19 protein-coding genes and 2 tRNA genes are annotated in these 22832 nt (G+C 54.7%); 16 read left to right on the forward strand and 5 right to left on the reverse strand.

Annotated features, from left to right (window positions below):
* Nucleotides 1–43 precede the first annotated feature (43 nt).
* From M3090_RS03740 to murQ, 10 genes are all read left to right on the forward strand, one after another.
* A complete protein-coding gene (locus tag M3090_RS03740; protein ID WP_249054056.1) occupies nt 44–1408 on the forward strand; it encodes a sodium-dependent transporter in 1365 nt (454 codons plus the stop codon).
* A 10-nt stretch (nt 1409–1418) separates the two neighbouring features.
* The gene (locus M3090_RS03745; protein WP_249054057.1) at nt 1419–2609 is read left to right on the forward strand and encodes an exo-beta-N-acetylmuramidase NamZ domain-containing protein; all 1191 of its coding nucleotides are present in this window, start codon (nt 1419–1421) and stop codon (nt 2607–2609) included.
* A 20-nt stretch (nt 2610–2629) separates the two neighbouring features.
* On the forward strand, nt 2630–4105 hold the full coding sequence (locus tag M3090_RS03750) for a sodium:solute symporter (RefSeq protein ID WP_249054058.1): 1476 nt from the start codon (nt 2630–2632) through the stop codon (nt 4103–4105).
* Nucleotides 4106–4131: 26 nt separating this feature from the next.
* Nucleotides 4132–5613, forward strand: coding sequence for a glycosyltransferase family 2 protein (locus M3090_RS03755; protein WP_249054059.1), 1482 nt, complete (start codon nt 4132–4134; stop codon nt 5611–5613).
* Nucleotides 5614–5722: 109 nt separating this feature from the next.
* Nucleotides 5723–6697, forward strand: coding sequence for a DUF4922 domain-containing protein (locus tag M3090_RS03760; RefSeq protein WP_249054190.1), 975 nt, complete (start codon nt 5723–5725; stop codon nt 6695–6697).
* A complete protein-coding gene (locus tag M3090_RS03765) occupies nt 6694–7998 on the forward strand; it encodes a SpoIID/LytB domain-containing protein (RefSeq protein WP_249054060.1) in 1305 nt (434 codons plus the stop codon). Before M3090_RS03760 ends, M3090_RS03765 begins: the two co-directional genes overlap by 4 nt.
* A gap of 13 nt (nt 7999–8011) precedes the next feature.
* Complete coding sequence (locus M3090_RS03770; RefSeq protein ID WP_249054061.1) at nt 8012–9319, forward strand: MFS transporter; 1308 nt, start codon at nt 8012–8014, stop codon at nt 9317–9319.
* Between the two features lie 97 nt (nt 9320–9416).
* Entirely contained in the window at nt 9417–12452 is a 3036-nt protein-coding gene (locus M3090_RS03775; protein WP_249054062.1) for an FAD-binding and (Fe-S)-binding domain-containing protein, read from the forward strand.
* Nucleotides 12449–13291 (forward strand): BadF/BadG/BcrA/BcrD ATPase family protein, encoded by an 843-nt coding sequence (locus M3090_RS03780; protein WP_249054063.1) that lies wholly within the window; start codon nt 12449–12451, stop codon nt 13289–13291. The genes M3090_RS03775 and M3090_RS03780 overlap by 4 nt, the downstream gene beginning before the upstream one ends.
* 14 nt (nt 13292–13305) lie before the next feature.
* Nucleotides 13306–14142, forward strand: a complete 837-nt coding sequence (gene murQ / locus M3090_RS03785; protein WP_249054064.1) for an N-acetylmuramic acid 6-phosphate etherase — start codon at nt 13306–13308, stop codon at nt 14140–14142.
* Here the strand turns inward: murQ and M3090_RS03790 are convergent.
* Both M3090_RS03790 and M3090_RS03795 read right to left on the reverse strand, forming a co-directional pair.
* Complete coding sequence (locus M3090_RS03790; RefSeq protein ID WP_249054065.1) at nt 14135–15208, reverse strand: M20 family metallo-hydrolase; 1074 nt, start codon at nt 15206–15208, stop codon at nt 14135–14137. The two genes, murQ and M3090_RS03790, sit on opposite strands and share 8 nt — an antisense overlap.
* Before the next feature lie 73 nt (nt 15209–15281).
* Nucleotides 15282–16961: a S41 family peptidase gene (locus M3090_RS03795; protein WP_249054066.1), complete on the reverse strand. Its 1680-nt coding sequence runs from the start codon at nt 16959–16961 to the stop codon at nt 15282–15284.
* Between the two features lie 122 nt (nt 16962–17083).
* Here M3090_RS03795 and M3090_RS03800 point away from each other — a divergent pair.
* Together M3090_RS03800 and M3090_RS03805 are read left to right on the forward strand one after the other, a co-directional pair.
* A tRNA-Asn gene (locus M3090_RS03800) sits at nt 17084–17157 on the forward strand.
* Nucleotides 17158–17174: 17 nt separating this feature from the next.
* Nucleotides 17175–17248 (forward strand) — tRNA-Asn (locus M3090_RS03805).
* 50 nt (nt 17249–17298) lie between these two features.
* Here the strand turns inward: M3090_RS03805 and M3090_RS03810 are convergent.
* From M3090_RS03810 to M3090_RS03820, 3 genes are all read right to left on the reverse strand, one after another.
* Nucleotides 17299–18003: a ComF family protein gene (locus M3090_RS03810; protein ID WP_249054191.1), complete on the reverse strand. Its 705-nt coding sequence runs from the start codon at nt 18001–18003 to the stop codon at nt 17299–17301.
* 94 nt (nt 18004–18097) lie between these two features.
* Nucleotides 18098–19048, reverse strand: coding sequence for a GNAT family N-acetyltransferase (locus M3090_RS03815; RefSeq protein WP_249054067.1), 951 nt, complete (start codon nt 19046–19048; stop codon nt 18098–18100).
* Nucleotides 19049–19050: 2 nt separating this feature from the next.
* The gene (locus tag M3090_RS03820) at nt 19051–19872 is read right to left on the reverse strand and encodes a 1-acyl-sn-glycerol-3-phosphate acyltransferase (RefSeq protein WP_249054068.1); all 822 of its coding nucleotides are present in this window, start codon (nt 19870–19872) and stop codon (nt 19051–19053) included.
* Nucleotides 19873–20204: 332 nt separating this feature from the next.
* Here M3090_RS03820 and M3090_RS03825 point away from each other — a divergent pair, with 332 nt between their 5' ends.
* The 4 genes from M3090_RS03825 to rsmH all read left to right on the forward strand — a co-directional run bounded on the left by M3090_RS03825 (nt 20205) and on the right by rsmH (nt 22831).
* On the forward strand, nt 20205–20708 hold the full coding sequence (locus M3090_RS03825) for an RNA polymerase sigma factor (protein ID WP_249054069.1): 504 nt from the start codon (nt 20205–20207) through the stop codon (nt 20706–20708).
* 175 nt (nt 20709–20883) lie between these two features.
* On the forward strand, nt 20884–21420 hold the full coding sequence (locus M3090_RS03830) for a hypothetical protein (protein WP_249054070.1): 537 nt from the start codon (nt 20884–20886) through the stop codon (nt 21418–21420).
* Entirely contained in the window at nt 21417–21893 is a 477-nt protein-coding gene (gene mraZ / locus M3090_RS03835; RefSeq protein ID WP_249054071.1) for a division/cell wall cluster transcriptional repressor MraZ, read from the forward strand. The genes M3090_RS03830 and mraZ overlap by 4 nt, the downstream gene beginning before the upstream one ends.
* Nucleotides 21890–22831: a 16S rRNA (cytosine(1402)-N(4))-methyltransferase RsmH gene (gene rsmH, locus M3090_RS03840; RefSeq protein ID WP_249054072.1), complete on the forward strand. Its 942-nt coding sequence runs from the start codon at nt 21890–21892 to the stop codon at nt 22829–22831. The genes mraZ and rsmH overlap by 4 nt, the downstream gene beginning before the upstream one ends.
* Nucleotide 22832 lies beyond the last annotated feature (1 nt).

A 22832-nucleotide genomic window follows, 5' to 3' on the forward strand; every position in this document is an offset into this window, starting at 1 on the left:
AACAATCAGCTTTAATAACAATTTGTAAGAAAACCACGAAACAATGGCAAGCAACAACCGGGCCAACTTCGGCACCAAACTGGGCGTGATACTCGCCTCCGCAGGCTCAGCCGTAGGGCTGGGCAACATCTGGCGCTTCCCCTACATGACGGGCGAATATGGCGGCGCCGCTTTCATCTTCGTCTACTTAGGCTGCGTGCTGCTGTTCGGCGCGCCCATCATGATGGCCGAGTTCCTCATCGGGCGACGCTCGCAGTCCAACACCGCCCGCGCCTACCAGAAACTGGCGCCCGGCACCCAATGGCGTTGGGTGGGGCGCATGGGCGTGCTGGCCGGATTTCTTATTCTGAGTTACTACTCCGTCGTAGCCGGATGGACGTTGGAATACATCTGTGCCGCCGGCCTGGGCCACTTTGCCGGGAAAGGCCCCGCCGACTACGTAGCGTTGTACGACACGTTTGTCAGCAATCCCTGGCTCCCGGTGGTATGGACCGTCTTGTTCTTGCTCATCACCCACTTCATTATAGTGAAAGGCGTGGAGAAAGGCATCGAGCGTTCGTCCAAAATCATGATGCCCGCCCTCTTCATCCTGTTGCTCATCCTCGCCGTCTGTGCACTGCTGTTGCCAGGCTCCGGTCGGGGCATCGAGTTCTTGCTGAAGCCCGACTTCGAGAAAGTGGACGGCGGCGTGCTGCTGGCCGCCATGGGACAGGCCTTCTTCTCACTCAGCCTCGGCATGGGTTGCCTCTGCACCTACGCCTCGTACTTCAAGCCCGACACCAACCTGCCCAAGACAGCCTTCAGCGTCGCAGTCATCGACACCTGCGTAGCCATCCTGGCCGGCGTCATCATCTTTCCGGCCGCTTTCGCCGTGGGCATCCAGCCCGACTCCGGCCCCGGCCTGCTGTTCGTCACCCTGCCCAACGTCTTCCAGCAAGCCTTTGGCAACGTGCCCTTCATAGCCGCCCTGCTGGCGGTGATGTTCTACATCCTGCTGGCTCTGGCCGCACTGACCTCCACCATCTCGCTCCACGAAGTGGTGACCGCCTACCTGCACGAAGAGTTCAACCTCTCGCGCGGCAAGGCCGCCCGCCTCGTTACAGCCGGCTGCATCATTCTGGGCACGTTCTGCTCGCTGTCGCTGGGCGTGGGGCGGGAGTACACCCTGTTCGGCATGACACTGTTTGACCTCTTCGACTTTGTCACAGCCAAGCTGATGCTGCCGCTCGGCGGACTGTTCATCGCCCTCTTTACGGGCTGGTATCTGGACAAGAAGATTGTGTGGGAGGAGCTCACCAACCGCGGCACCCTGAAGGTACGCATCTACCGCCTCATCGTGTTCCTGCTGAAGTTCGTCGCCCCAATAGGCATCGCTTTTGTCTTTATCAACGAATTGAAACTCTTGTAAACACCCCGCTATGAAAGGAATCCGACCCTTACGAATCAGGCAACGCCTGTGGCTCGCGCTTCTGCTGCTGTGTGTCGGCCTGCCCGGCGCGGCACAGTCCCGTGTCATCCCCGGCGACGAACAGACGGAACGCTACTTTCCCCTGCTGGAAGGGAAACGCATCGCCATCTTCTCCAACCACACGGGCATGATTGGTGACAAGCACCTGCTGGACCTGCTGCTGGAAAACAAATTCAACGTCGTGGCCATCTTCTCGCCCGAACACGGGTTTCGTGGCAATGCCGACGCCGGCGAACACGTGTCCAGCTCGACCGACCCGCAGACGGGCGTCCCCATCCTCTCCCTTTATGACGGAAAACTGGGCAAACCCAGCGCAGCGTCCATGAGCAAGTTTGACCTGCTCATCGTAGACATACAAGACGTGGGCCTGCGCTTCTACACCTACTACGCCTCGATGTGCCGCCTGATGGACGCCTGCGCGGAACACGGCAAGCAGATGCTCATCCTGGACCGCCCCAATCCGAACGGTCACTACGTCGACGGCCCCTTGCTGGACATGCGCTACAAGTCAGCGGTGGGCTGGCTTCCCCTGCCCGTAGTGCACGGCATGACCTTAGGAGAGTTGGCCCGCATGGTGAACGGCGAAGGCTGGCTGCCGGAAGGGCGGACGTGCGACATCACCGTCATACCTTGCCGGAACTACACGCACCAGACGCCTTACCGACTGCCCGTCCCGCCCTCGCCCAACCTGCCCAACATGAAAGCGGTGTATCTCTACGCCTCGCTTTGCTATTTCGAAGCGACACCGGTCAGTCTGGGGCGCGGCACGTCGCTGCCCTTCCAGGTCTACGGCCATCCGGAGATGACGGGCTACCGCTACAGCTTCACCCCGCACAGCCTGCCCGGCGCCAAGAATCCTCCGCAGAAGGATAAGCTGTGCCACGGCGTCGACCTCAGCCAACTGAGTGAAGAGGAGCTCCGCCACAAAGGCATCGACCTGTCTTACCTCATCGACGCCTACCGCAACCTGAACCTGGGCGACCGCTTCTTTACGTCGTTCTTCGAGAAACTGATGGGCGTGGCCTACGTGCGGAAGATGATAGAAGACGGGCGTAGCGCGGAAGAGATAGAGGCGACGTGGGCCGACGACGTGGCGCGCTTTAAGCAACAACGCAAACCTTACCTGCTTTATGCAGAATAACCCTTAACGAAAGAAGACTTATGACCACTGCATGGATTGTCCTGATGACCATCGCGGGCTATTTCGCCCTGCTGTTCCTCATCTCCTGGCTTACGGGACGGAAAGCCGACAACGCCGGATTCTTCAACGGCAACAGGGGGTCGAAGTGGTGGATGGCTACGGTAGCCATGATTGGCGCCAGCATATCGGGCGTGACTTTCATCTCTGTGCCAGGTGCCGTACAAGCGGGAGGCTACAGCTACCTGCAAATGGTACTGGGCTTCTTCGTGGGATCTGTGGTCGTGGCGTGGGTACTGATTCCGTTGTTCTACCGCATGAACCTCGTCAGCATCTACGGCTACCTGGAGAGCCGCTTCGGACTGGTGGCTTACCGCACAGGCGCATGGTTCTTCTTCGTGTCGAAGATGTTGGGGGCATCGGTACGCTTTTTCGTGGTGTGCGTCGTGCTGCAAACGCTGGTATTCCAGCCGTTGAACATTCCGTTCGCCCTCAATGTCGTGCTGACGGTGGCGCTCATCTGGCTCTATTCTTTCCGGGGCGGGGTGAAGTCGCTCATCTGGACGGATTCACTGAAAACGCTGTGCCTGGTGCTTTCCGTAGTGTGCTGCATCGGTTTTATAGCCTGGAGCCTGGGCATCGGGCTGAGTGACCTGCCTGCCGCCGTCGCGGCTCATCCGACCAGCCGTACCTTCTTCTTCGACGACCCTAACGACGGGCACTACTTCTGGAAGCAATTCGCGGCAGGCATCTTCATGGTCATAGCCACCACGGGACTGGACCAAGACCTGATGCAGCGCACGCTGAGCTGCCGGAACTTCCGCGAATCGCAGAAGAACATGGTGCTGAGCGCCTTCATCCAGATTTTTGTCATCGGACTGTTCCTGGTCTTGGGCACGTTGCTCTATATGTATTCCGAAACCCGCCTGCCAGCGACGGAACAGGTGACGGGAGACGCCCTGTTCGGCGCAGTGGCGTGGAGCGACGGTTTTCCGCTCTTCATCGGCATTGTCTTCATCATCGGACTGATTGCGGCCGCTTACTCGGCGGCAGGCTCGGCGCTTACGGCACTCACCACGTCGTTCACCCTCGACATCCTGCGCGCCGGCCAGAAGCAGGACGAACACCACCTGACCCGGACACGCCAGCGAGTGCACGTAGCCATGTCCGTGACGATGATGGCCGTCATCATCGTCTTTTACGAGCTGAATGACGACAGCGCCATCAACGCCGTCTACAGCCTGGCGTCCTACACCTACGGCCCCATCCTGGGCATGTTTGCCTTCGGACTGGCCTGCAAACGGCCGGTGCGCGACCGTTGGGTGCCTGCGGTGGCCGTCCTGTCGCCCTTGCTGTGCTACGTCCTCCAGTCGAACAGTGAACGTTGGTTCGGCGGCTACCAAATCAGCTTCGAACTGCTGCTTATCAACGCTGCCCTTACCGTCGTGGGGCTTTGTCTGCTGATACGTCCCCGGACACTCCGAAAAGACTCTGAATGAATATCGAAACAAAACCTTATACAGTTATGACAACGAAACGAATCAGTTGCTTTGTGCCCTATGCCGACGAAGCACAAGCGGCAACTACCGTGTCCGAACTGCGCACATCCGATGCGGTAGGCGAAGTGTGGCTGCTGACCGCCGATGGGACGCTGCCCCCGCTGCCGGGCTGCCGCCTGCTGCCGGTACAGGATTTCTCCTCCAGCGAGACCGTGCGCCGCATGGCGCAACACGCCGACGGCGACTACGCACTGTTCTACCTCAAAGAAACGCACCTGAGCCTCGGCCTGTTTGCCCTGGAGCGGATGGTGCGCATCGCCGAAGACTCGGGCGCAGGCCTGGTCTACGCCGACCACTACCGGCTGAGCGGTGGCCGACGCAGCGAGGCGCCCGTCATCGACTACCAACCCGGCTCGCTGCGCGACGATTTCGACTTCGGCCCCCTGTGGCTGCTGCGTACCGACCGTCTGAAAGAGGCCGCTGCCCGCCTGACGACCGACTATCGCTACGCCGGCTTCTACGACCTGCGCCTGAAGCTGAGCCAGCGCGCCCCGCTGGTACACGTCAACGAATACCTGTACACCGAAGTGGAGGACGACATGCGCCCCAGCGGCGAACGTCTCTTCGACTATGTGGACCCGCGCAACCGGGAGCGGCAGGTGGAAATGGAGCAGGCCTGCACGGAACACCTGAAAGAAGTGGGCGCCTACCTCGCCCCGCAGTTTGAAGAACCGGACCTCGACGCCGGACAGTTCGAATACGAAGCATCGGTCATCATCCCCGTGCGCAACCGCGTCCGCACCATCGGCGACGCCATCCGTTCGGTGCTGGGCCAGCACACCAGCTTCCCGTTCAACCTCATCGTGGTGGACAACCATTCGACCGACGGCACCACGGAAGCCATCGACCGCTTTGCCGACGATCCCCGCCTGCTGCACCTCGTGCCCCGGCGCGAAGACTTGGGCATCGGCGGATGCTGGAACCTGGCGGCTGCCCACCCGCAGTGCGGACGCTTCTGCGTACAACTGGACAGCGACGACCTCTATGCGGACGAAGAAACGCTGGAGAAGCTGGTGGCCGCCTTCCGCGAGCAGCGTTGCGCCATGGTAGTCGGGACGTACCGCCTGACCGACCTGCAACTGCGCCCGCTGCCGCCCGGCATCATCGACCACCGGGAATGGACACCCGACAACGGGCGCAACAACGCCTTGCGCATCAACGGTCTGGGTGCCCCGCGCGCGTTCTACACCCCCCTGCTGCGCGAACTGCGGCTGCCAGACACGTGCTACGGCGAAGACTATGCCGTAGGATTGGCCATGTCGCGGCGATTCCGCATCGGACGCGTCTACGACGTGGTCTACCTCTGCCGCCGGTGGGAAGGCAATTCGGACGCCAACCTGGACATCATCCGCACGAACCGGAACAATCTGTACAAAGACCGCATCCGGACATGGGAACTGCAAGCACGCATCGCCCTGAACCGACGCAAGGAAAACGCTTGTGAATAAACCACTTGCTTCCCCCGAACAAGAGCCGTGCCCCGTGTGCGGAAGAGCCAAGCCCCGTGCGGACAAGAACCGCGGCCCGTGTGCGAGAGAAACGCCCAAGAACAACCGTATGAACGAAGACATAGATAACTTTCTGACCGGCCAACTGGCCCACTGGCCCACGGCGCAACACAACTACGCCGCCCTGAGCCGGGTGCGCGTAAAGACGCTGGACGTGGACGGGACGGCCTTCCGCGTGCAATGCAACCCGGCCCGTATCGTTTCGTCCGCCGCCCGCGTAGACGAGCGTTCCATCCGCCAGCGGGCGTGCTTCCTCTGTGCGGCGAACCGCCCGGCGGAACAAGAAGCCATCCGGGCGTTGGAAGGACGCTACGACATTCTGGTCAATCCCTTCCCCATCTTCCCGCGCCACCTGACCTTGGCCGCTACCGACCACATGCCCCAGCGTATCGCCCCGCGCCTGGCCGACCTGCTGTGCCTGGCCCGGATGTTGCCCGGCTACACCCTGTTCTACAACGGCCCGCGCTGCGGAGCTTCCGCCCCCGACCACGCCCATTTCCAGGCGGGCAGCCGAGGCTTCCTGCCCATTGAGACACAGTGGACATCCCTCCCGGCAGAGCGGTTGGGCGGCTGCGGACACTCGTCGCTCTACGGCTTGAATGGTGACCTGCGCCGTCCGCTGGTCATCGATACTGCCGACGAGGCGGAAGCCGCCGCCCTGTTTCACGCGGTCTGCCAAGCCCTGCCCGTGCCGCCCGGCCACGCCGAACCGATGCTGAACCTCCTTTGCTGGTACGACACGCCGCACTGGGTACTCATCCTCTTTCCCCGCCGTCGTCACCGTCCTTCGTGTTATGATGCGCCGGGCGACGGACGCCTGCTGTGCAGCCCCGCGTCGGTAGACATGGGTGGCGTGTTCATTCTTCCCATGGAGAAAGACTTCGAGCGCATCAACGCTGCCGACTTGCGACAGATACTCAGCGAAGTGTGCCCGTCGGCAGCGGACTTCGACGAACTGAAACAACGGATACGGTCTGCATGGGCCGCCTCCACCTCCAACCCTCTTTTAAAAGAAATCCCATGAACGAACCTCGCGTACAAGTAGGCATCCTGAGCCGCGAACGGATAGACTTCGTGCTGCACGGCTCTTACCACGCCGATACCATCCCGGTCAGCGGCCGGCAAACCGCCATCCTCGACCAAGGGCGCATCCGCTGGGGCGGCACCCTCTGCGACGAACTGCTGTTCACCCCCGATGACGAAGCCACAGACGCTTTCGACCTGCTGCAAGTCACCATCGGCATCGGCTTCCACTGGGAGCGGCACGAAGACCAACGCTTTCGCGGCGCCCTCCGCCTCCTCGTCGAAGACGGACGCCTGACGGCAGTCAACATTGTCCCGGTCGAAGCATACCTGACCTCCGTCATCTCCAGCGAGATGAGCGCCACGGCTTCGCCCGAACTGCTGAAAGCACACGCGGTCATCTCGCGAAGCTGGCTGCTGGCCAACCTGCAACACAAGACCGCTGCGCCGCTGCCCACCCACGAAGACGTGGAAGGCGGACGGCTGGTGTGGTACGAGCGCGATGCCCACACCCGCTTCGACGTCTGCGCCGACGACCACTGCCAGCGATACCAGGGTATCACGCGGGCGTCGACCGATGCCGTGCGGCAAGCCGTGGCCGCCACGCGCGGACAGGTGTTGGCTTACGAGGGACGGATTTGCGACGCACGTTTCTCGAAGTGCTGCGGCGGTGCCCTCGAAGAGTTCGCCACCTGCTGGGCGGACACATCCCACCCCTACCTGCGGCGGAAGCGCGACTGGACATCGGCCGGACTGCCCGACCTGACGCAAGAAGCCGAGGCCGAACGGTGGATACGCTCCGCACCCGACGCCTTCTGCCACACGACGGACGCGCACATCCTCCGCCAAGTGCTGAACAACTACGACCAGGAGACGACGGACTACTACCGCTGGCGCGTGGAGTACACGCAGGAAGAGCTGGCCGACCTCGTCCGCCGGCGTTCGGGTACGGATTACGGGGGCATCGTCGACCTCGTGCCCGTGGCACGAGGCACCAGCGGACGACTCTGGAAGCTGCGCATCGTGGGCACGAAACGGACGGCTGTCATTGGCAAGGAACTGGAAATCAGGCGTACGCTCTCGCCCACCCACCTGTACAGTTCGGCTTTCGTGGTGGACAAGACGGGGGGCTGCACGCCCGAAGGACTGCCCCGCCGGTTTGTCCTGACCGGTGCGGGCTGGGGACACGGCGTGGGGCTCTGCCAGATAGGCGCCGCCGTGATGGGAGAGCAGGGGTATGCTTACGATGCCATCCTGCGGCACTACTACCCCGGAGCCACATTGGAAAAGAAATACGAATAAAAATCTGTTGCCCATGAAACCTACTACCCCTTCGACCCGCCGCCGCTCGCCCTGGACCTGGATACCGACCCTGTACTTTGCCCAAGGCCTGCCCTACGTGGCGGTCATGACCATCTCCGTCATCATGTACAAACGCCTGGGGCTGTCGAACACCGACATCGCCCTGTACACCGGATGGCTGGGACTCCCATGGGTCATCAAGCCCTTCTGGAGCCCCTTCGTCGACATCGTACGGACGAAACGCTGGTGGACCCTGACGATGCAGGCCGTCATAGCCCTGGCGCTGGCGGGCATCGCCTTCAGCCTGCCCACGCCGTTCTACGTGCAGTTCACGCTGGCGGTCTTCCTGCTGATGGGACTCGCGTCGGCCACACACGACATTGCCGCCGACGGCTTCTACCTGCTGGCCCTGAACGAACACGACCAGTCGTTCTACGTGGGCATCCGCAGCACGTTCTACCGCATCGCCATGGTCGTGGGGCAAGGGCCGCTGGTCATCCTGGCCGGCCTGCTGGAGACAACAACGGGCGACATACCGCTGGCCTGGTCGGTGGTGTTCGTAGTGCTGTCGGCCTTCTTCTTCCTCGTCGTCATCTACCATCACTGGACGCTGCCTCGCCCCCCGGTGGACACCGAACACCGACACACCGATGTGCGCGGCATCGTGCAGGGATTTGCCGACGCCTTCCGCACCTTCTTCACCAAACGCCGCCCCTTGGAAACCGCCGCCGCCCTGGCCTTCATGCTGCTCTACCGCTTCCCCGAAGCACAACTGACCAAAATCATCCAGCCCTTCCTGCTGGACCCGACGGATCGGGGCGGCCTGGGGCTGAGCACCGCCCAAGTCGGACTGACCTACGGAACGGTGGGCGTCATCGGCCTGACACTGGGAGGCATCATCGGCGGCATGGCGGCCGCACGCGGCGGGCTCAGGCGCTGGCTGACCCCTATGGCGTGGAGCATGTCGCTTACCTGCCTGACGTTCGTCTACCTCAGCTACGCCCCGGCACCCTCGCTGCTGACGGTGAACCTCTGCGTCTTCGTGGAACAGTTCGGCTACGGCTTCGGCTTCACCGCCTACATGCTCTTCCTCATCCATTTCTCCGACGGGCCTTACAAAACCTCCCACTACGCCATCTGTACCGGTTTCATGGCACTGAGCATGATGCTGGGCATGATGGCAGGCTGGCTGCAAGAGCAGATAGGCTACCGCCACTTCTTTATCTGGACGGTGCTGTGCTGCGTCACGACCATCGGCACCGCCCTGCTGGTGAAATCGGCCTCCGGTCTCGGACAAAAAGGAAGCGGGGAAACAAACTGAACGGCGAGATAGACAGGCGAATGTTTGCACTCCCATCAGAAATGTGTAACTTTACCGCCGAAATCAAGGAATCTCCTGAAAAGACAGCTTTATAAGTATGGAACAGAATCGTTACACAGAGTTCTTACGCGAAGCACAAACCTTCATTCCGCAGGAACGTATTTATACCGACGAACTGCGCCGCCTGGCCTGGGGCACAGACGCCGGCTTCTACCGCCTCATTCCGCAGATAGTCATCCGCTCGAAAGACGAAGGCGAAGTGTCTCAACTTCTCCGTCTGGCCACGCGCTACAAACTGCCGGTCACTTTCCGTGCCGCAGGAACCAGCCTGTCCGGACAAGCCATCAGCGACTCCATCCTGATTGTGGCAGGCAAGCACTGGGAAGGATACAGCATCAGCCCCGACCACGAACAAGTCACTCTTCAGCCGGGGCTCATCGGCCAGCGCGTCAACGAACTGCTCGCTCCCTACGGGCGTAAGTTTGCTCCCGACCCGGCATCGGTGAAGAGCGCCATGGTAGGAGGCATCGTCATGAATAACGCTTCGGGCATGAACTGCGGCACACATGCCAACAGCGACCGCATGCTGCTGTCAGCCCGCATCGTACTGGCAGACGGAACGGTGCTCGACACGGGCGATACCGTCAGCCGTGCTTCGTTCGAAGTGACCCACCGCGAGTTCCTGCAACGTCTCTGCACGCTGCGCGACACCATCCGTGCCAACGAAAAGCTGAGCGAACGCATCCGTTATAAATACTCCATCAAAAACGTCACCGGACTGAACCTGCTACCCTTTGTCCGTTTCGACGACGCGTTCGACATCATCGCACACCTGATGGTGGGCAGCGAAGGAACACTGGCGTTCTTGTCCCAAGTGACCATGAAGACAGAGTACGACTACCCGCACAAGGCCAGTGCGATGCTCTACTTCACCAACATCAAAGAGGCCTGCCGCGCGGTGGTGGCCATGAAGAAACTGGTGAACGAGCAAGGCGAATGGCTGGTAAAGGGAGCCGAACTGCTGGACTACAAGAGCCTGTCGTCCGTAGACGACCCTATATATATAAAGTATGAAAAGGAAGCTGCCGACCCGTCGGGGCTGACCGCCATACTCGCCGAAACCAAAGCCCGTACGCCGGAGGAACTGGCGCAGAACATTGCACGGATAGAGACATGCCTCGCAGCGTTCAACACCTACATTCCCGTGCGCTTCACCGACAAACCGGAAGAATATGGCAAGTACTGGGCCATACGCTCGGGCATCTTCCCCTCGGTGGGCGGCACACGCCGGCCCGGCACGACCTGCCTCATCGAAGACGTGGCGTTCCACATTGACGACCTGCCCGAAGCCACCGCAGACCTGCAACAGCTCATTGCCCGCCACGGCTACGACGACGCCTGCATCTACGGACATGCCTTGGAAGGGAACTATCACTTCATCCTCAACCAAAGCTTCTCCACCGACAGCGAAGTCAAACGCTACGCCGACCTGATGGAAGACGTCAAACAACTGGTGGTAGACAAATACGACGGCTCGCTGAAGGCCGAACACGGCACCGGACGCAACATGGCTCCCTACGTGCGCTACGAATGGGGAGACGAGGCTTTCGGCTTCATGGAAGAGGTCAAACGCCTGTTTGACCCGCTGAGATTGCTCAATCCAGGCGTCATCTTCAACGATGACCCGGAATGTCACCTGAAACACTTCAAGCCGCTGCCACTGCTGTTTAATGAAGAACGAAGAATGAAGAATGAAGAATGGATGACTTCCAACGAACATTCTTCATCCCGTCCCGAAGGGACTATTCTTCATTCTTCATTAAAAAAGGTAGACCGCTGCATCGAGTGTGGCTTCTGCGAGGTGAATTGCGTATCATGCGGCTTTACCCTGTCTTCGCGCCAACGCATCGTCATCCAACGCGAAATAGCACGGTTGCGACAGAGCGGCGAGAATCCGGCCCGACTGGCTTTGCTGCTCAAGCAATACTACTATCCCGGCAATCAGACTTGTGCAGGCGACGGACTTTGCTCCATGTCCTGCCCTATGGGTATCAACACCGGTGACTTGACACACTTCGTCCGCCAGCAACTCCTGCCTCCCAAGAGCTTGGGCTACAAGACCGGCGACTACGCAGCCCGCCACCTTGCCGGCATCGAAAATGCGCTTCGCCCAGTCCTCACCCTGGCAGATGCGGCACACACAGTGTTGGGAACCACCACGATGAGCAAACTGACACGCAGCCTGCATCATTTACTGGGCATCCCCCAGTGGACACCTGCCATGCCCAAAGCTTATAAAATGAAGAATGAAGAACGAAGAATGGAGAATGAAGAACGGGCTGCTTCCAACAGTGATTCTTCATCTCCCCGCGAAGCAGGTATTCTTCATTCTTCATTAAGAAAGGTTGTTTACTTCCCCAGTTGCATCAATCAGACAATGGGACTGCCCCACAAATCGCCAGTAGAGCAACCGCTGGTGGATAAAATGCTAAAGCTGCTGCACAAGGCAGGCTATGAGGTCATCTTCCCCGAACACATGGACAAGCTGTGTTGCGGCACCATCTGGGAGAGCAAAGGCATGCCGGACATTGCCGACCGAAAAAGCGCCGAGCTGGAAGCTGCTCTTTGGAAAGCCAGTGAAGAGGGAAAATATCCCGTCTTGTGCGACCAAAGCCCTTGCCTGCACCGCATGCGGCAAACTATCCGGAAAATAAAATTGTACGAACCGGCGGAGTTCATCTATAACTACCTGCGCCCGTATCTCAAGTTCGTACCGACCAACCGTCCCGTCGCCCTGCACATCACCTGCTCTACGCGAGAAATGGGACTGGCAGACACCCTGGTCAAACTGGCCAAGCTTTGCACCACCGGACTTGTATTGGTGCCTGAAGAAATCGGCTGCTGCGCCTTTGCCGGCGACCGAGGCTTCACCCATCCCGAGCTGAACGCCTACGCCCTACGCAAACTACGCCCACAAATCGAAGCCAATGGTATACAGATTGGTTACTGCAACAGCCGTACTTGCGAAATAGGACTGACTACCAACAGTGGTATTCCTTATGTCTCCATTGCTTATTTGGTGGATGAATGTACAGAACCTGTCGGAAAAGAAAACGGAGGAGAAACAGCATGATACTGGTAGCAGACAGTGGTTCGACCAAGACAGACTGGTGCCTGATGGAAAAAGGCGGAGAGGCTGTTCAACGCTTTACGACCAAAGGCACTAACCCTTTCTTCCAAACCCAAGAGGAGATAAGCACTGAAATAGCAGCTTTAAAACCTCGCTTACAAGGAAAACTGCCCGAGGCCGTGTATTTCTACGGTGCAGGCTGCGGCTTCCCGGACAAAATAAACACAGTGACCCGCATCCTCCAACAACAACTGCAAACCAATCTCGTAGAGGTAAATACCGATATGCTGGCCGCAGCCCGAGGATTGTGCGGACACCATGCGGGAATAGCTTGCATACTGGGAACAGGTTCAAATTCATGCTTCTATGACGGGGAAAAGATTGTGGCCAACGTCTCCCCATTAGGGTTTATCCTAGGTGATGAAGGCAGTGGAGCTGTATTGGGCAAGCTGCTGGTAGGCAATCTGCTGAAGAATCAGATGACACCCGGACTGAAAGAAGAATTCTTGCAACAAACCGGACTAACCGTGGGAGAGATTATAGAACATGTCTACCGGAAACCATTCCCCAACCGCTTTCTGGCTGGGCTCTCACCTTTTCTGGCTAAACATGTCCACGACCCTAGCGTACACAACCTGATATGGGAAAGCTTTTGCGAGTTTTTCCGGCGCAACGTCATGCAATACGAGGGTTACCAACAATACAAGGTGCACTTCACCGGTTCCATCGCTTTCTATTACCAAGAAATATTGTACGCAGCAGCCAACCAAATGAACATCTGCATCGGCAACATCTCCCAAAGTCCTATGGAGGGATTATTACGATATCACACAGACCACTAATAAAGTTTATTGATATGAATGATACTTCGGACAGGGCTTTTATCAACATCTCAGAGCAGTCTTCACTTTATAATGACTTGGAAAAGAAATCTGTACGAGAAATACTGGAAGACATCAACAGAGAAGACCAAAAGGTTGCATTAGCTGTCAAAAGAACTATACCACAGATAGAAAAATTAGTAAATGAAATCGTCCCACGCATGAAACAAGGAGGACGTATCTTCTATATCGGTGCTGGCACAAGCGGTCGGTTAGGAGTGCTTGACGCCTCTGAAATTCCTCCTACCTTCGGCATGCCCCCCACGCTGGTCATCGGCCTCATCGCCGGAGGGGATAGCGCGCTGCGCAATCCTGTAGAAAAAGCAGAAGACGACACCCGACGCGGCTGGCAGGAACTGACTGAACACAATGTGACAAACAAAGATATTGTCATTGGCATTGCCGCATCTGGCACCACGCCTTACGTCGTGGGTGCTTTGCATGAAGCAAGCGCACACGGCATCCTCACTGCCTGCATCACCAGTAACCCCGGAAGCCCAATGGCAGCCGAAGCCGACATAGCAATCGAAATGGTGGTCGGACCAGAATTTGTTACCGGAAGCAGCCGCATGAAATCTGGCACAGGGCAGAAATTGATTCTCAACATGATTTCCACCTGCGTCATGATTCAATTGGGCCGCGTAAAAGGAAACAAAATGGTGAACATGCAATTGACGAACCAGAAACTTATCGATCGAGGAACACGTATATTGGTAGAAGAACTCGGACTGGATTACGGAAAAGCACATGCCCTCTTATTGATGCATGGTTCTGTCAAAGCAGCGGTTGATGCCTACCGAGGTACTACCTAAGAGTTGCTCCATCTAACAGCTTCAAGTACAATTCGATTGCCTCTGCTATCTCGTGAACAAAAACAAATTCATCAGCCGTATGCGAGCGACTACTTTTACCCGGTCCCATTTTCATGGAAGGGAAAGGCATCAATGCCTGATCTGACAAGGTAGGAGAACCGAAAGGCTTTCGACCTAATTCAATCGAACGCTGAACCAAAGGATGCTGTAATGAAACATGCGACGAACTAAGCCGGAAACTACGGGCACGAGCTTCACATTTCAAATGGGAAGTTATGATATCAAACAGTTCTTGATTAGTATAACATTCATTACTGCGTATGTCCACAACAAAAGTACAACGATCAGGGATAACATTGTGTTGCGTACCAGCATTAAGCATCGTCACGCTCATCTTAACAGGCCCTAACAACGGCGATACCTTCGGAAAGCGGTAATCTCGAAACCAAGCTATGTCTTCCAGCACCTTATAGATAGCATTATCTCCTTCCTCGCGTGCAGCATGTCCGGAACGTCCCGTTGCTGTAACATCCAATACCATCAATCCTTTTTCTGCAATGGCAGGCTGCATCTCGGTAGGCTCTCCCACCAACGCGAAAGCAATAGGAGGCAATTGAGGTAAAACACTCTCAATACCATCCCGACCAGAGATTTCTTCCTCGCAAGATGCCAAGAACAAAAGATTATACGATTGGGTAGTACGACACAGGGTAAGAAATACTTGTAACAGGCTGACGATACTGGCACCTGCATCATTACTGCCTAGCCCATAGAGTTTCCCATTGCTTTCCAGCTTCGGCATAAAAGGATCATGTCGCCAACCGCTTACAGGTTTAACTGTATCTATGTGTGAATTAAGAAGCAATGTCGGTTTCCGAAGATCAAACATCGGACTAAGGCTCCAGACATTATTTCCTTTACGGCCGGTCTCCATACCTTGACATTCGATGTATTGTTGTAAATAGTCCGCAGCTTTCACCTCTTCACGACTCACTGACGGTATGGCAATCAATGACTGTAGAAGATTAACAGCATTGGAAGTCAACTCTGTTACACTTGTTTCCATTTTGACAAATCTTAATTTAATCGCAATAATCTTCGTTTAAAGAAACGGTACCGCCCTAACCACCGCTTTATTATCAAGAAGCCACAGGAGCACTCAGCATTTTCTTATAAGATAACGAATCACCCAAAATCTTTATGGCTTCCTTCAAGTCAGGGTCATCCTTCAACTGCTGAATAATACTGCCACGTTGATAATAGTAGCGTTTAATAATCTCAATAGCCAACATGCTTTTTATTTCTTTTGAAAAATGATCCAAATCACGCTCCAGATTATGTTGTAACTTCTTCTCTAACGCATCGAATTCTGTAGATGCATCATCCAAATAGCCTTCAAATTCCGCCATCTCCTTCAGACTCTTCAATATTTTCTCGGTCTGTTGGTCATATTTAAAATCAGCCGCTTTCACCTTTTCCTTAAATTCTGCATAGTCGGCATCAGTTACTTCAAATTGTTCCGGCTGAGGCACAGTAGGATGCTTCAAACAGTAATCTGTAGCATAGTCAAAGATAAGATTATCATTTACTAAATAGAATAAGATATTCGGAAGTTTCTCGGCTTCGACTTCTATATCTGGAGTGACACCTCCTCCATCACGTACTACACGCCCTGCCCGTGTGTGAAAAACCGTAGTCAGGCTATCGGGAATACGCCCTACACTTCCATCTTCATTACGGTGAGTATAATCAATAGCTTGTACACACCGACCACTGGGAATATAATATTTAGAAGTAGTAATTTTAATAGTGCCTCCGTAAGGCAACGGACGTGTAGTCTGTACCAGTCCCTTACCAAAAGTACGATTTCCAATAATGACAGCCCGATCTAAATCCTGCAAAGAGCCTGCCAGAATCTCAGACGATGAAGCCGTAACGCTGTTTACCAGTACAGCCAGCGGAATATCCAAATCTAATGGCTCACGCAAGGTTTTGTACATATTACTAGACTGTTCCAGTTTACCTTTTGTCGTTACTAAGGTTTCTCCACGTGGCAAAAAATAATTAGCAATCTTCACAGCTTCATCCAACAATCCACCCGTGTTGTTGCGCAAGTCAATGACCAGCGAAGTAATGCCTTGCTTTTTCAAATCAAGAAAGGCTTGCTTAAATTCTTTCGACGGATTGCCAGAAAAAGTACTCAGACTGATGTATCCCACATTATTGTCTAACATGCCATAATACGGAATGATGGGTAACTGTATGGAACGCCTCACAATATCAAACTCCATTGGTTTCTTTTGACCCGGACGCTGTACTTTTAACTTAAAACTGGTTCCTACCTGACCACGCAACATTTCACTGACTTCTTGGTTATTTTTCCCTAACAAATCTTCGCCATCTATTTCCAGCAAGATATCTCCCGGTTTCAAACCGACCTCTGCTGCGGGCATGCCCTCATAAGGTTCCGCTATCATTGAACGCTTCAGTTTGGTATTCCAAGTGATGACAGAACCAATGCCACCATAAGAATTCTTCAGCATTTGCTCCAACTCGCTTTGATCTTCTTCCGGAAAATAGTTTGTGTATGGATCTAAAGAATAAAGCATGGCATCAATACCTTCGCGAATGGTTTTATTAGGATCGATGGAATCCACATAAAACAAATCTAACTCTTTCACTATGGAATTAAAGATATCTATATTCTTAGCCAATTGAAAACTTCGGCTGTCCCCGCTTGCGAACCCCCAGATGGCTGCAGTGCCTAACACGATCGCCAACACGAGAAAAACCTTACGAATCTTCAAAAATCGTTTCATATGCTCCTGTTTTTAGATGAAATTACTGTTATTCGGTTCTTTTTCTTCTTTTTTTCTGCAAAGATATTGCATATTTCAAAATATCCTATTACTTTTGCACCGCATTTGAGAAAAAACAACACTCTTCGTTAGCTCAGTCGGTTAGAGCATCTGACTGTTAATCAGAGGGTCCTTGGTTCAAGTCCAAGACGAAGAGCTATCATCAAATGCTATTCTTCGTTAGCTCAGTCGGTTAGAGCATCTGACTGTTAATCAGAGGGTCCTTGGTTCAAGTCCAAGACGAAGAGCAAAAGGCTGGGATATGACTTCATATCCCAGCCTTTTTTATTCTCAGTCCTCAACTGGTGGCCATTGCCAACGTCAGCACACTGACACGCAGCCCTTCCACATTTTCCAGCGCATCGGCCAAAGCTGTAATAGTAGCTCCCGTAGTCAATACATCATCAATTATCAAAACGTGACGATTCTGAAAGGCGGATGAATCACGCAATGCAAAAATGTCTTTCACATTGTCCCAGCGTTGAAACGCGGATTTGCGGGTTTGCGACTCTGTATTTTTAATACGGACCACTGAAACAGAATCTACAGGAATCTCTGTCAAAACAGATATCCCACTTGCTATACATTCACTTTGATTGTATCCACGACGACGTTTTTTAGACGGATGAAGCGGTACGGGCAGCAAGACATCCACTCCTTCAAAAAAGCCCGTCCTGAGCAGATCTGCCGCCACCATTCTCCCCATCGCCACACCTATATCTTTACGGCCTTCATACTTAAGTTGGTGTAGAATATGACAATACTCATTTCCTTTCTGATAGAAGAAATAAGAAGTAGCCCGCCCCAGAGGAAATTTTCCCCAAAAAGCGCGTTCCACCGGATTGTCTTTCCACAGATGATAGTTGGTGCGTGGCATCCCCATGTTGCATCGCAAGCACAAGACTTCCTCTTCTTCACACAAGCAGGCACCACACACCACGCAATGCCTCGGAATAAAGAGCCGGACTAAAGACAGAAGCCCCAACTTACAAAGCTTCCACATTTTATATATAAGAGCCATATTACTGAAAGCTATTCAGGAGGCATAAGCTATATCAGAGAGTGTATGGCGCAAAAGTGCGCAGAGCACCCCGCAATCACTTACTGTGACGTTTGGCTTCGTTCTCAACGTACGACTGAATGTGGCGCATGCGTTTCTCCACCAGGATTTCGTCTACGGCGATAAGGATGCCTGTCTCTTCTACGTTGCCAAACTCTGGATTGATGGCAGTGCCAAACATGCGCATAGTAGGACTGAGGCTCATGTAGGCATTGACCAGCGGGGGAATGTTGTAGCCCAAGCGACGCACTTCGGCATTCAGTATCTTGTAGTTGTCTTTGAAAGTATCCTTGCAGAAGAGAGCTTCCAGTTGGTGTTCGTCGGTTTCGATTTGCAACGGGTGAATGGGAGTTACCAATCCTTCTTTATCACCGAAATGCTTGCGAAGGAAATAAAGTATCATATCGCGCCCCGGGCGTGAGTAGTTGGGGTACATGGTAACTTTGCCAAAGAAGTAACGGACATTCGGCATGACGACAGTCAGCGCACCCAGCCCGTCCCAAAGATTGTCCAAAGCAAAGAGTCCCTTGCTGTCCACCCGGGTAGACTGATATTCGAGGGTGACAAAGGAGCGGGCCAGCTCAATGGTAGTGGGGAGGTAATCGCGCAGGAATTTGTCGGAGAAATGGAACATGTGCGCCGTAGCCAGCAAGGGCTGCCCTTTTTCGTCGAAGCGGACATCAGTGCCCAAGATATAGCGGTAGCCGCCTAATATTTCTTCGGCTTCGGGATTCCATACTATGAGCTGCTTATAAGGATTCTCCATGACATCAAACTCGTCAATGTCCACCGACTTGCCTGTTCCTCCGCCGGCGGCACGGAAGGCGATTTCGCGGAGCCGTCCTATCTCCTGCATCACGTTGGGTGAGTCATGAGCCGTGACAATGTATATCTGGTTGTTGCTGCGGTTGGTCATACGCAGACGTTTGTCCTCGGTCAATTCCGCCTTCAGCAGTTCTTTGCTTATCGGTGCAATGATTTCTTCCATATTCAGTTCAAATTATACACGATGTCTTTAACGTATTGTGCCCATTGCAGGGGTGTCTTCGACTTGTCGAAAGTCTGCCAGGGGATGGGCTTCCCGATGGTGATGGTAAATGTCTTGTGACGGTTCTTCAGCATCTCGTCGGCCAGGTAGAGCATGGCGATGTTGAATTTGATGCCCAAAGCCTTGCACAGATTGGCCAGGTTGTAGAAGAAGTTGGAGTTGCGCCCGTCAAAATGTATGGGCACCACATCGCGCTGATGCTGCACGCTCTTCACGATGAAGGCTTTCTTCCATTCCAAGTCACGGATAACACCGTGCCGACGGCGCGAACAAAGGCCTGCGGGGAACATCAGCAACTGGTTGTCCGAAGCGAAACCGGCCTCTACCATGCGTGGGAAGTCTTTGGCTTGCCGACCCGTCTTGTTGATAGGTATGCACAGAGGTGCCAGCCCGTGCAGGTTCATCAGCAGGTCGTTGACCAGATACTTTATCTTTCCGTCGTAGCGGGTGCCCAGCACGTAGCCCAAGGCTAGTCCGTCTTGCCCACCCAGGGGATGATTGGACACGAAGGTGCACAAGCCTTGTGCCGGCAGGTTTTCTTCACCCTTTACCACAAGCTTGGCGTCCAGAAAGTCGAGGCTGGCCTTCAGGAAGTCCACGCCGACTTTGTCTTGTGCGTCCCGCAGAAAGCCGTTCAGCTCGTCTTGGTGAACAATGCGTTTCAGGTAGGACACAACGAAGCGAGGGATATATTTAGACTTCTGCGGAGCCTTCTCGCGCAGTATCTTATCTATATCGATTAAAAACAGTGAATCGTCAGCCATTCTTGTTCAGATGAATTAACAGCGCAAAATTAAAGCATCTTTTTAATTTATTGCAAGGATTAGACAGAAAACTGCGTCTAAAATCTGTCAAAACCTACATCCGGCCTATCAAAAGCTCGTTTTGGGGCCCTGAATTGCTCAGAATGTGCCAGAATGTGCAATGTGAAGGAAACGGACAAAAAGGGACGAAAGAAACGCGAAAACGGGCGGTTAACAGATTTTTCTTAAAGATAATCGGGATTTGTCTTGCTAATGTGAAGATTATTCCGTAAACTTGTAGAAAATATCCGCCCCGAAAGACGGGAACGGCCTGAACCTAAAACAAGAATTTTATGAGTACTGCAACATTTGCCACCGAGCTGGTCGGCGTACAAGACGATTTGTTACGCTTTGCCTACAAGCTCACCGCAGACCGCGACGAAGCTAACGACCTACTGCAAGACACTTCACTGAAAGCGTTGGACAACGAGGAGAAATACGAACCTGCAACCAATTTCAAAGGTTGGATATACACTATCATGCGCAACATCTTCATCAACAATTACCGCCGCATCGTGCGCGAACAGACTTTCATCGATACGACGGAGAACCAGTATCACTTAAACACGCCCCAGGGAGAGGCCTTCGAGAGCACCGAAAGCACTTATGACCTGAAGGAGATGCACCGCATTGTCAATGCTTTGCCCAAGGAATACCGCATACCTTTCTCCATGCACATTGCCGGATTCAAGTACCGCGAGATTGCCGAAAAACTGAACATCCCGCTGGGAACGGTGAAAAGCCGCATTTTCTTCACCCGGCAACGGCTGCAACAGGAGTTGAAAGACTTCCGGTAGTCCGGTGAAGACAATTCGCCGAAGAATGGCTGTGACAAACTGACCAATCTGACAGATTGATTCCGGAACGGCGTGAGAATCGCCTGTTTCCACCCTCAGGCAAGGCTCTTCCGCATTTTTCAAGCGGAAGAGCCTTATTTTGTTAACCACCAGCCCGATAGCAAAATATTGACACTTGAAACAGAAAAGAAAAACCTATTTTCCCCACCCTTCGACCACCCGAAAACGGGGCAAACGGCATTTCCCGCCCCACGAAACCACTAATCAGGCACAGATTCAGCCCGCAAACACCCCGCAACAGCCGCGCCTCTGGCGGGTGACGGCCATGCTTCGTGCGCGTCATCACCCGCCCCAAACCGCGCCACAGCCGGGACAAGATTTCACACAGCCTCCATTTCACGTCCGGATGCAATTTTTCAAAAATCCGCCTTGTCAGATAATCCCACGGAAAGACATCTTTTTGACAGCAAAACACCCATATCTGCAACATCCTGACAATGCACATTTCTCCACCCACAGGCGTGCACCTCGCATGCAGAGGGAAGAAACGCTTTTCAGAATAAAACACCGTTCATTATCAAACGGATATGCTATCAACACACTGTTGAAAACTTCTCCGAAAGTTTTTCCGGCAAACATAGTGGGGAATTGTGGGGAATTGTGTACTTTTACCCCCGTTTATTATAATAAGGTAAAAAGAAACAAAACATGACACGTTTTTTGGGCAACATCGAAGCCAAGACAGACGCCAAAGGCAGGGTCTTCATCCCCGCCACCTTCCGGAAGCAGTTGCAAGCCGCATCCGAAGAGCGCCTCGTGCTGCGCAAAGACGTGTTTCAGGACTGTCTGGTGCTATATCCGGAAAGCGTCTGGTTCCAGACCCAAAACGAGCTGCGCCGCCGCCTGAACAAGTGGAACGCCCAGCAGCAAGCCGTCTTCCGCCAGTTCGTCAGCGACGCAGAAGTGGTCATGCCCGATGCCAACGGCCGCATCCTCATCCCGCGGCGCTACCTGCTGATGGCAGGCATCCAGAGCGACGTGCGCTTCATAGGCATGGACGAAACCATCGAAATCTGGGCCAAAGAGCGGGCAGACGCGCCCTTCATGGAAGCGGAAGACTTCAGCCGCGCGCTGCAAGAAGCACTGAAAGACAATCTGCCGAACGAACAGGAGGAACAGACATGACACAGGAAGCCACCACATACCACATCCCCGCGCTGCTGAAACCCAGCGTAGACGGACTGGACATACGCCCGGACGGGACGTACGTAGACGTCACCATGGGCGGAGGCGGACACACGCGCGAAATACTCTCGCGCCTGGGTCCCGACGGACGCCTGCTGGGATTCGACCAGGACGAAGACGCTGAACGGAACATACCCGACGACCCGCGCTTCACCTTCGTGCGCAGCAACTTCCGCTACCTGCGCAACTTCCTGCGCTACTACGGCGTCACACGCATAGACGGGCTGCTGGCTGACCTGGGCGTATCCTTCCACCACTTCGACGACAGCGAGCGCGGCTTCTCCTTCCGCTTTGACGGAGCCCTGGACATGCGCATGAACAAACGGGCGGGACAAACCGCGGCCGACGTCGTAAACAACTACGACGAGGAACGGCTGGCACGCGTCTTCTACCTCTACGGAGAGCTGAAAAACAGCCGCCGCCTGGCCGCCACCCTGGTCAAAGCACGCGCCAACAAGACAATCGGCACCATCGGCGAGTTTCTGGACATCGTGAAACCCCTCTTCGGGCGCGAACGCGAAAAGAAAGAACTGGCACGCGTCTTCCAGGCCCTCCGCATCGAAGTGAACCAAGAAATGGACGCCCTCAAAGAAATGCTCCAAGCCGCCACCGACGCGCTGCGACCCGGAGGCCGCCTGGCCATCATCACCTACCACTCGCTGGAAGACCGTCTGGTAAAGAACCTGATGAAAACCGGAAACGTAGAAGGAACCATACAGAAAGACTTCTTCGGCAACATACAGTCACCCTTCCGCTTGGTCAACAACAAAGTACTGACACCAGACGAAGAAGAAGTGGCACGCAACCCCCGCTCGCGCAGCGCCAAACTGCGGATTGCCGAAAAGAAAGAAACGGAAGAAAAGAATAACGACCACTAAA

The organism is Bacteroides sp. ET71, from assembly GCF_023336905.1.
Lineage (GTDB): Bacteria > Bacteroidota > Bacteroidia > Bacteroidales > Bacteroidaceae > Bacteroides.

Coding starts and splice junctions, on each gene's coding strand:
- M3090_RS03815 (WP_249054067.1), bottom strand. CDS start 19,048: ATGGAAGAAATCATTGCACCGATAAGCAAAGAACTGCTGAAGGCGGAA.
- M3090_RS03770 (WP_249054061.1), top strand. CDS start 8,012: ATGAAACCTACTACCCCTTCGACCCGCCGCCGCTCGCCCTGGACCTGG.
- M3090_RS03765 (WP_249054060.1), top strand. CDS start 6,694: ATGAACGAACCTCGCGTACAAGTAGGCATCCTGAGCCGCGAACGGATA.
- M3090_RS03825 (WP_249054069.1), top strand. CDS start 20,205: ATGAGTACTGCAACATTTGCCACCGAGCTGGTCGGCGTACAAGACGAT.
- M3090_RS03790 (WP_249054065.1), bottom strand. CDS start 15,208: ATGGAAACAAGTGTAACAGAGTTGACTTCCAATGCTGTTAATCTTCTA.
- M3090_RS03820 (WP_249054068.1), bottom strand. CDS start 19,872: ATGGCTGACGATTCACTGTTTTTAATCGATATAGATAAGATACTGCGC.
- murQ (WP_249054064.1), top strand. CDS start 13,306: ATGAATGATACTTCGGACAGGGCTTTTATCAACATCTCAGAGCAGTCT.
- M3090_RS03755 (WP_249054059.1), top strand. CDS start 4,132: ATGACAACGAAACGAATCAGTTGCTTTGTGCCCTATGCCGACGAAGCA.
- M3090_RS03780 (WP_249054063.1), top strand. CDS start 12,449: ATGATACTGGTAGCAGACAGTGGTTCGACCAAGACAGACTGGTGCCTG.
- M3090_RS03795 (WP_249054066.1), bottom strand. CDS start 16,961: ATGAAACGATTTTTGAAGATTCGTAAGGTTTTTCTCGTGTTGGCGATC.
- rsmH (WP_249054072.1), top strand. CDS start 21,890: ATGACACAGGAAGCCACCACATACCACATCCCCGCGCTGCTGAAACCC.
- mraZ (WP_249054071.1), top strand. CDS start 21,417: ATGACACGTTTTTTGGGCAACATCGAAGCCAAGACAGACGCCAAAGGC.
- M3090_RS03750 (WP_249054058.1), top strand. CDS start 2,630: ATGACCACTGCATGGATTGTCCTGATGACCATCGCGGGCTATTTCGCC.
- M3090_RS03740 (WP_249054056.1), top strand. CDS start 44: ATGGCAAGCAACAACCGGGCCAACTTCGGCACCAAACTGGGCGTGATA.
- M3090_RS03810 (WP_249054191.1), bottom strand. CDS start 18,003: ATGTGGAAGCTTTGTAAGTTGGGGCTTCTGTCTTTAGTCCGGCTCTTT.
- M3090_RS03745 (WP_249054057.1), top strand. CDS start 1,419: ATGAAAGGAATCCGACCCTTACGAATCAGGCAACGCCTGTGGCTCGCG.
- M3090_RS03775 (WP_249054062.1), top strand. CDS start 9,417: ATGGAACAGAATCGTTACACAGAGTTCTTACGCGAAGCACAAACCTTC.
- M3090_RS03760 (WP_249054190.1), top strand. CDS start 5,723: ATGAACGAAGACATAGATAACTTTCTGACCGGCCAACTGGCCCACTGG.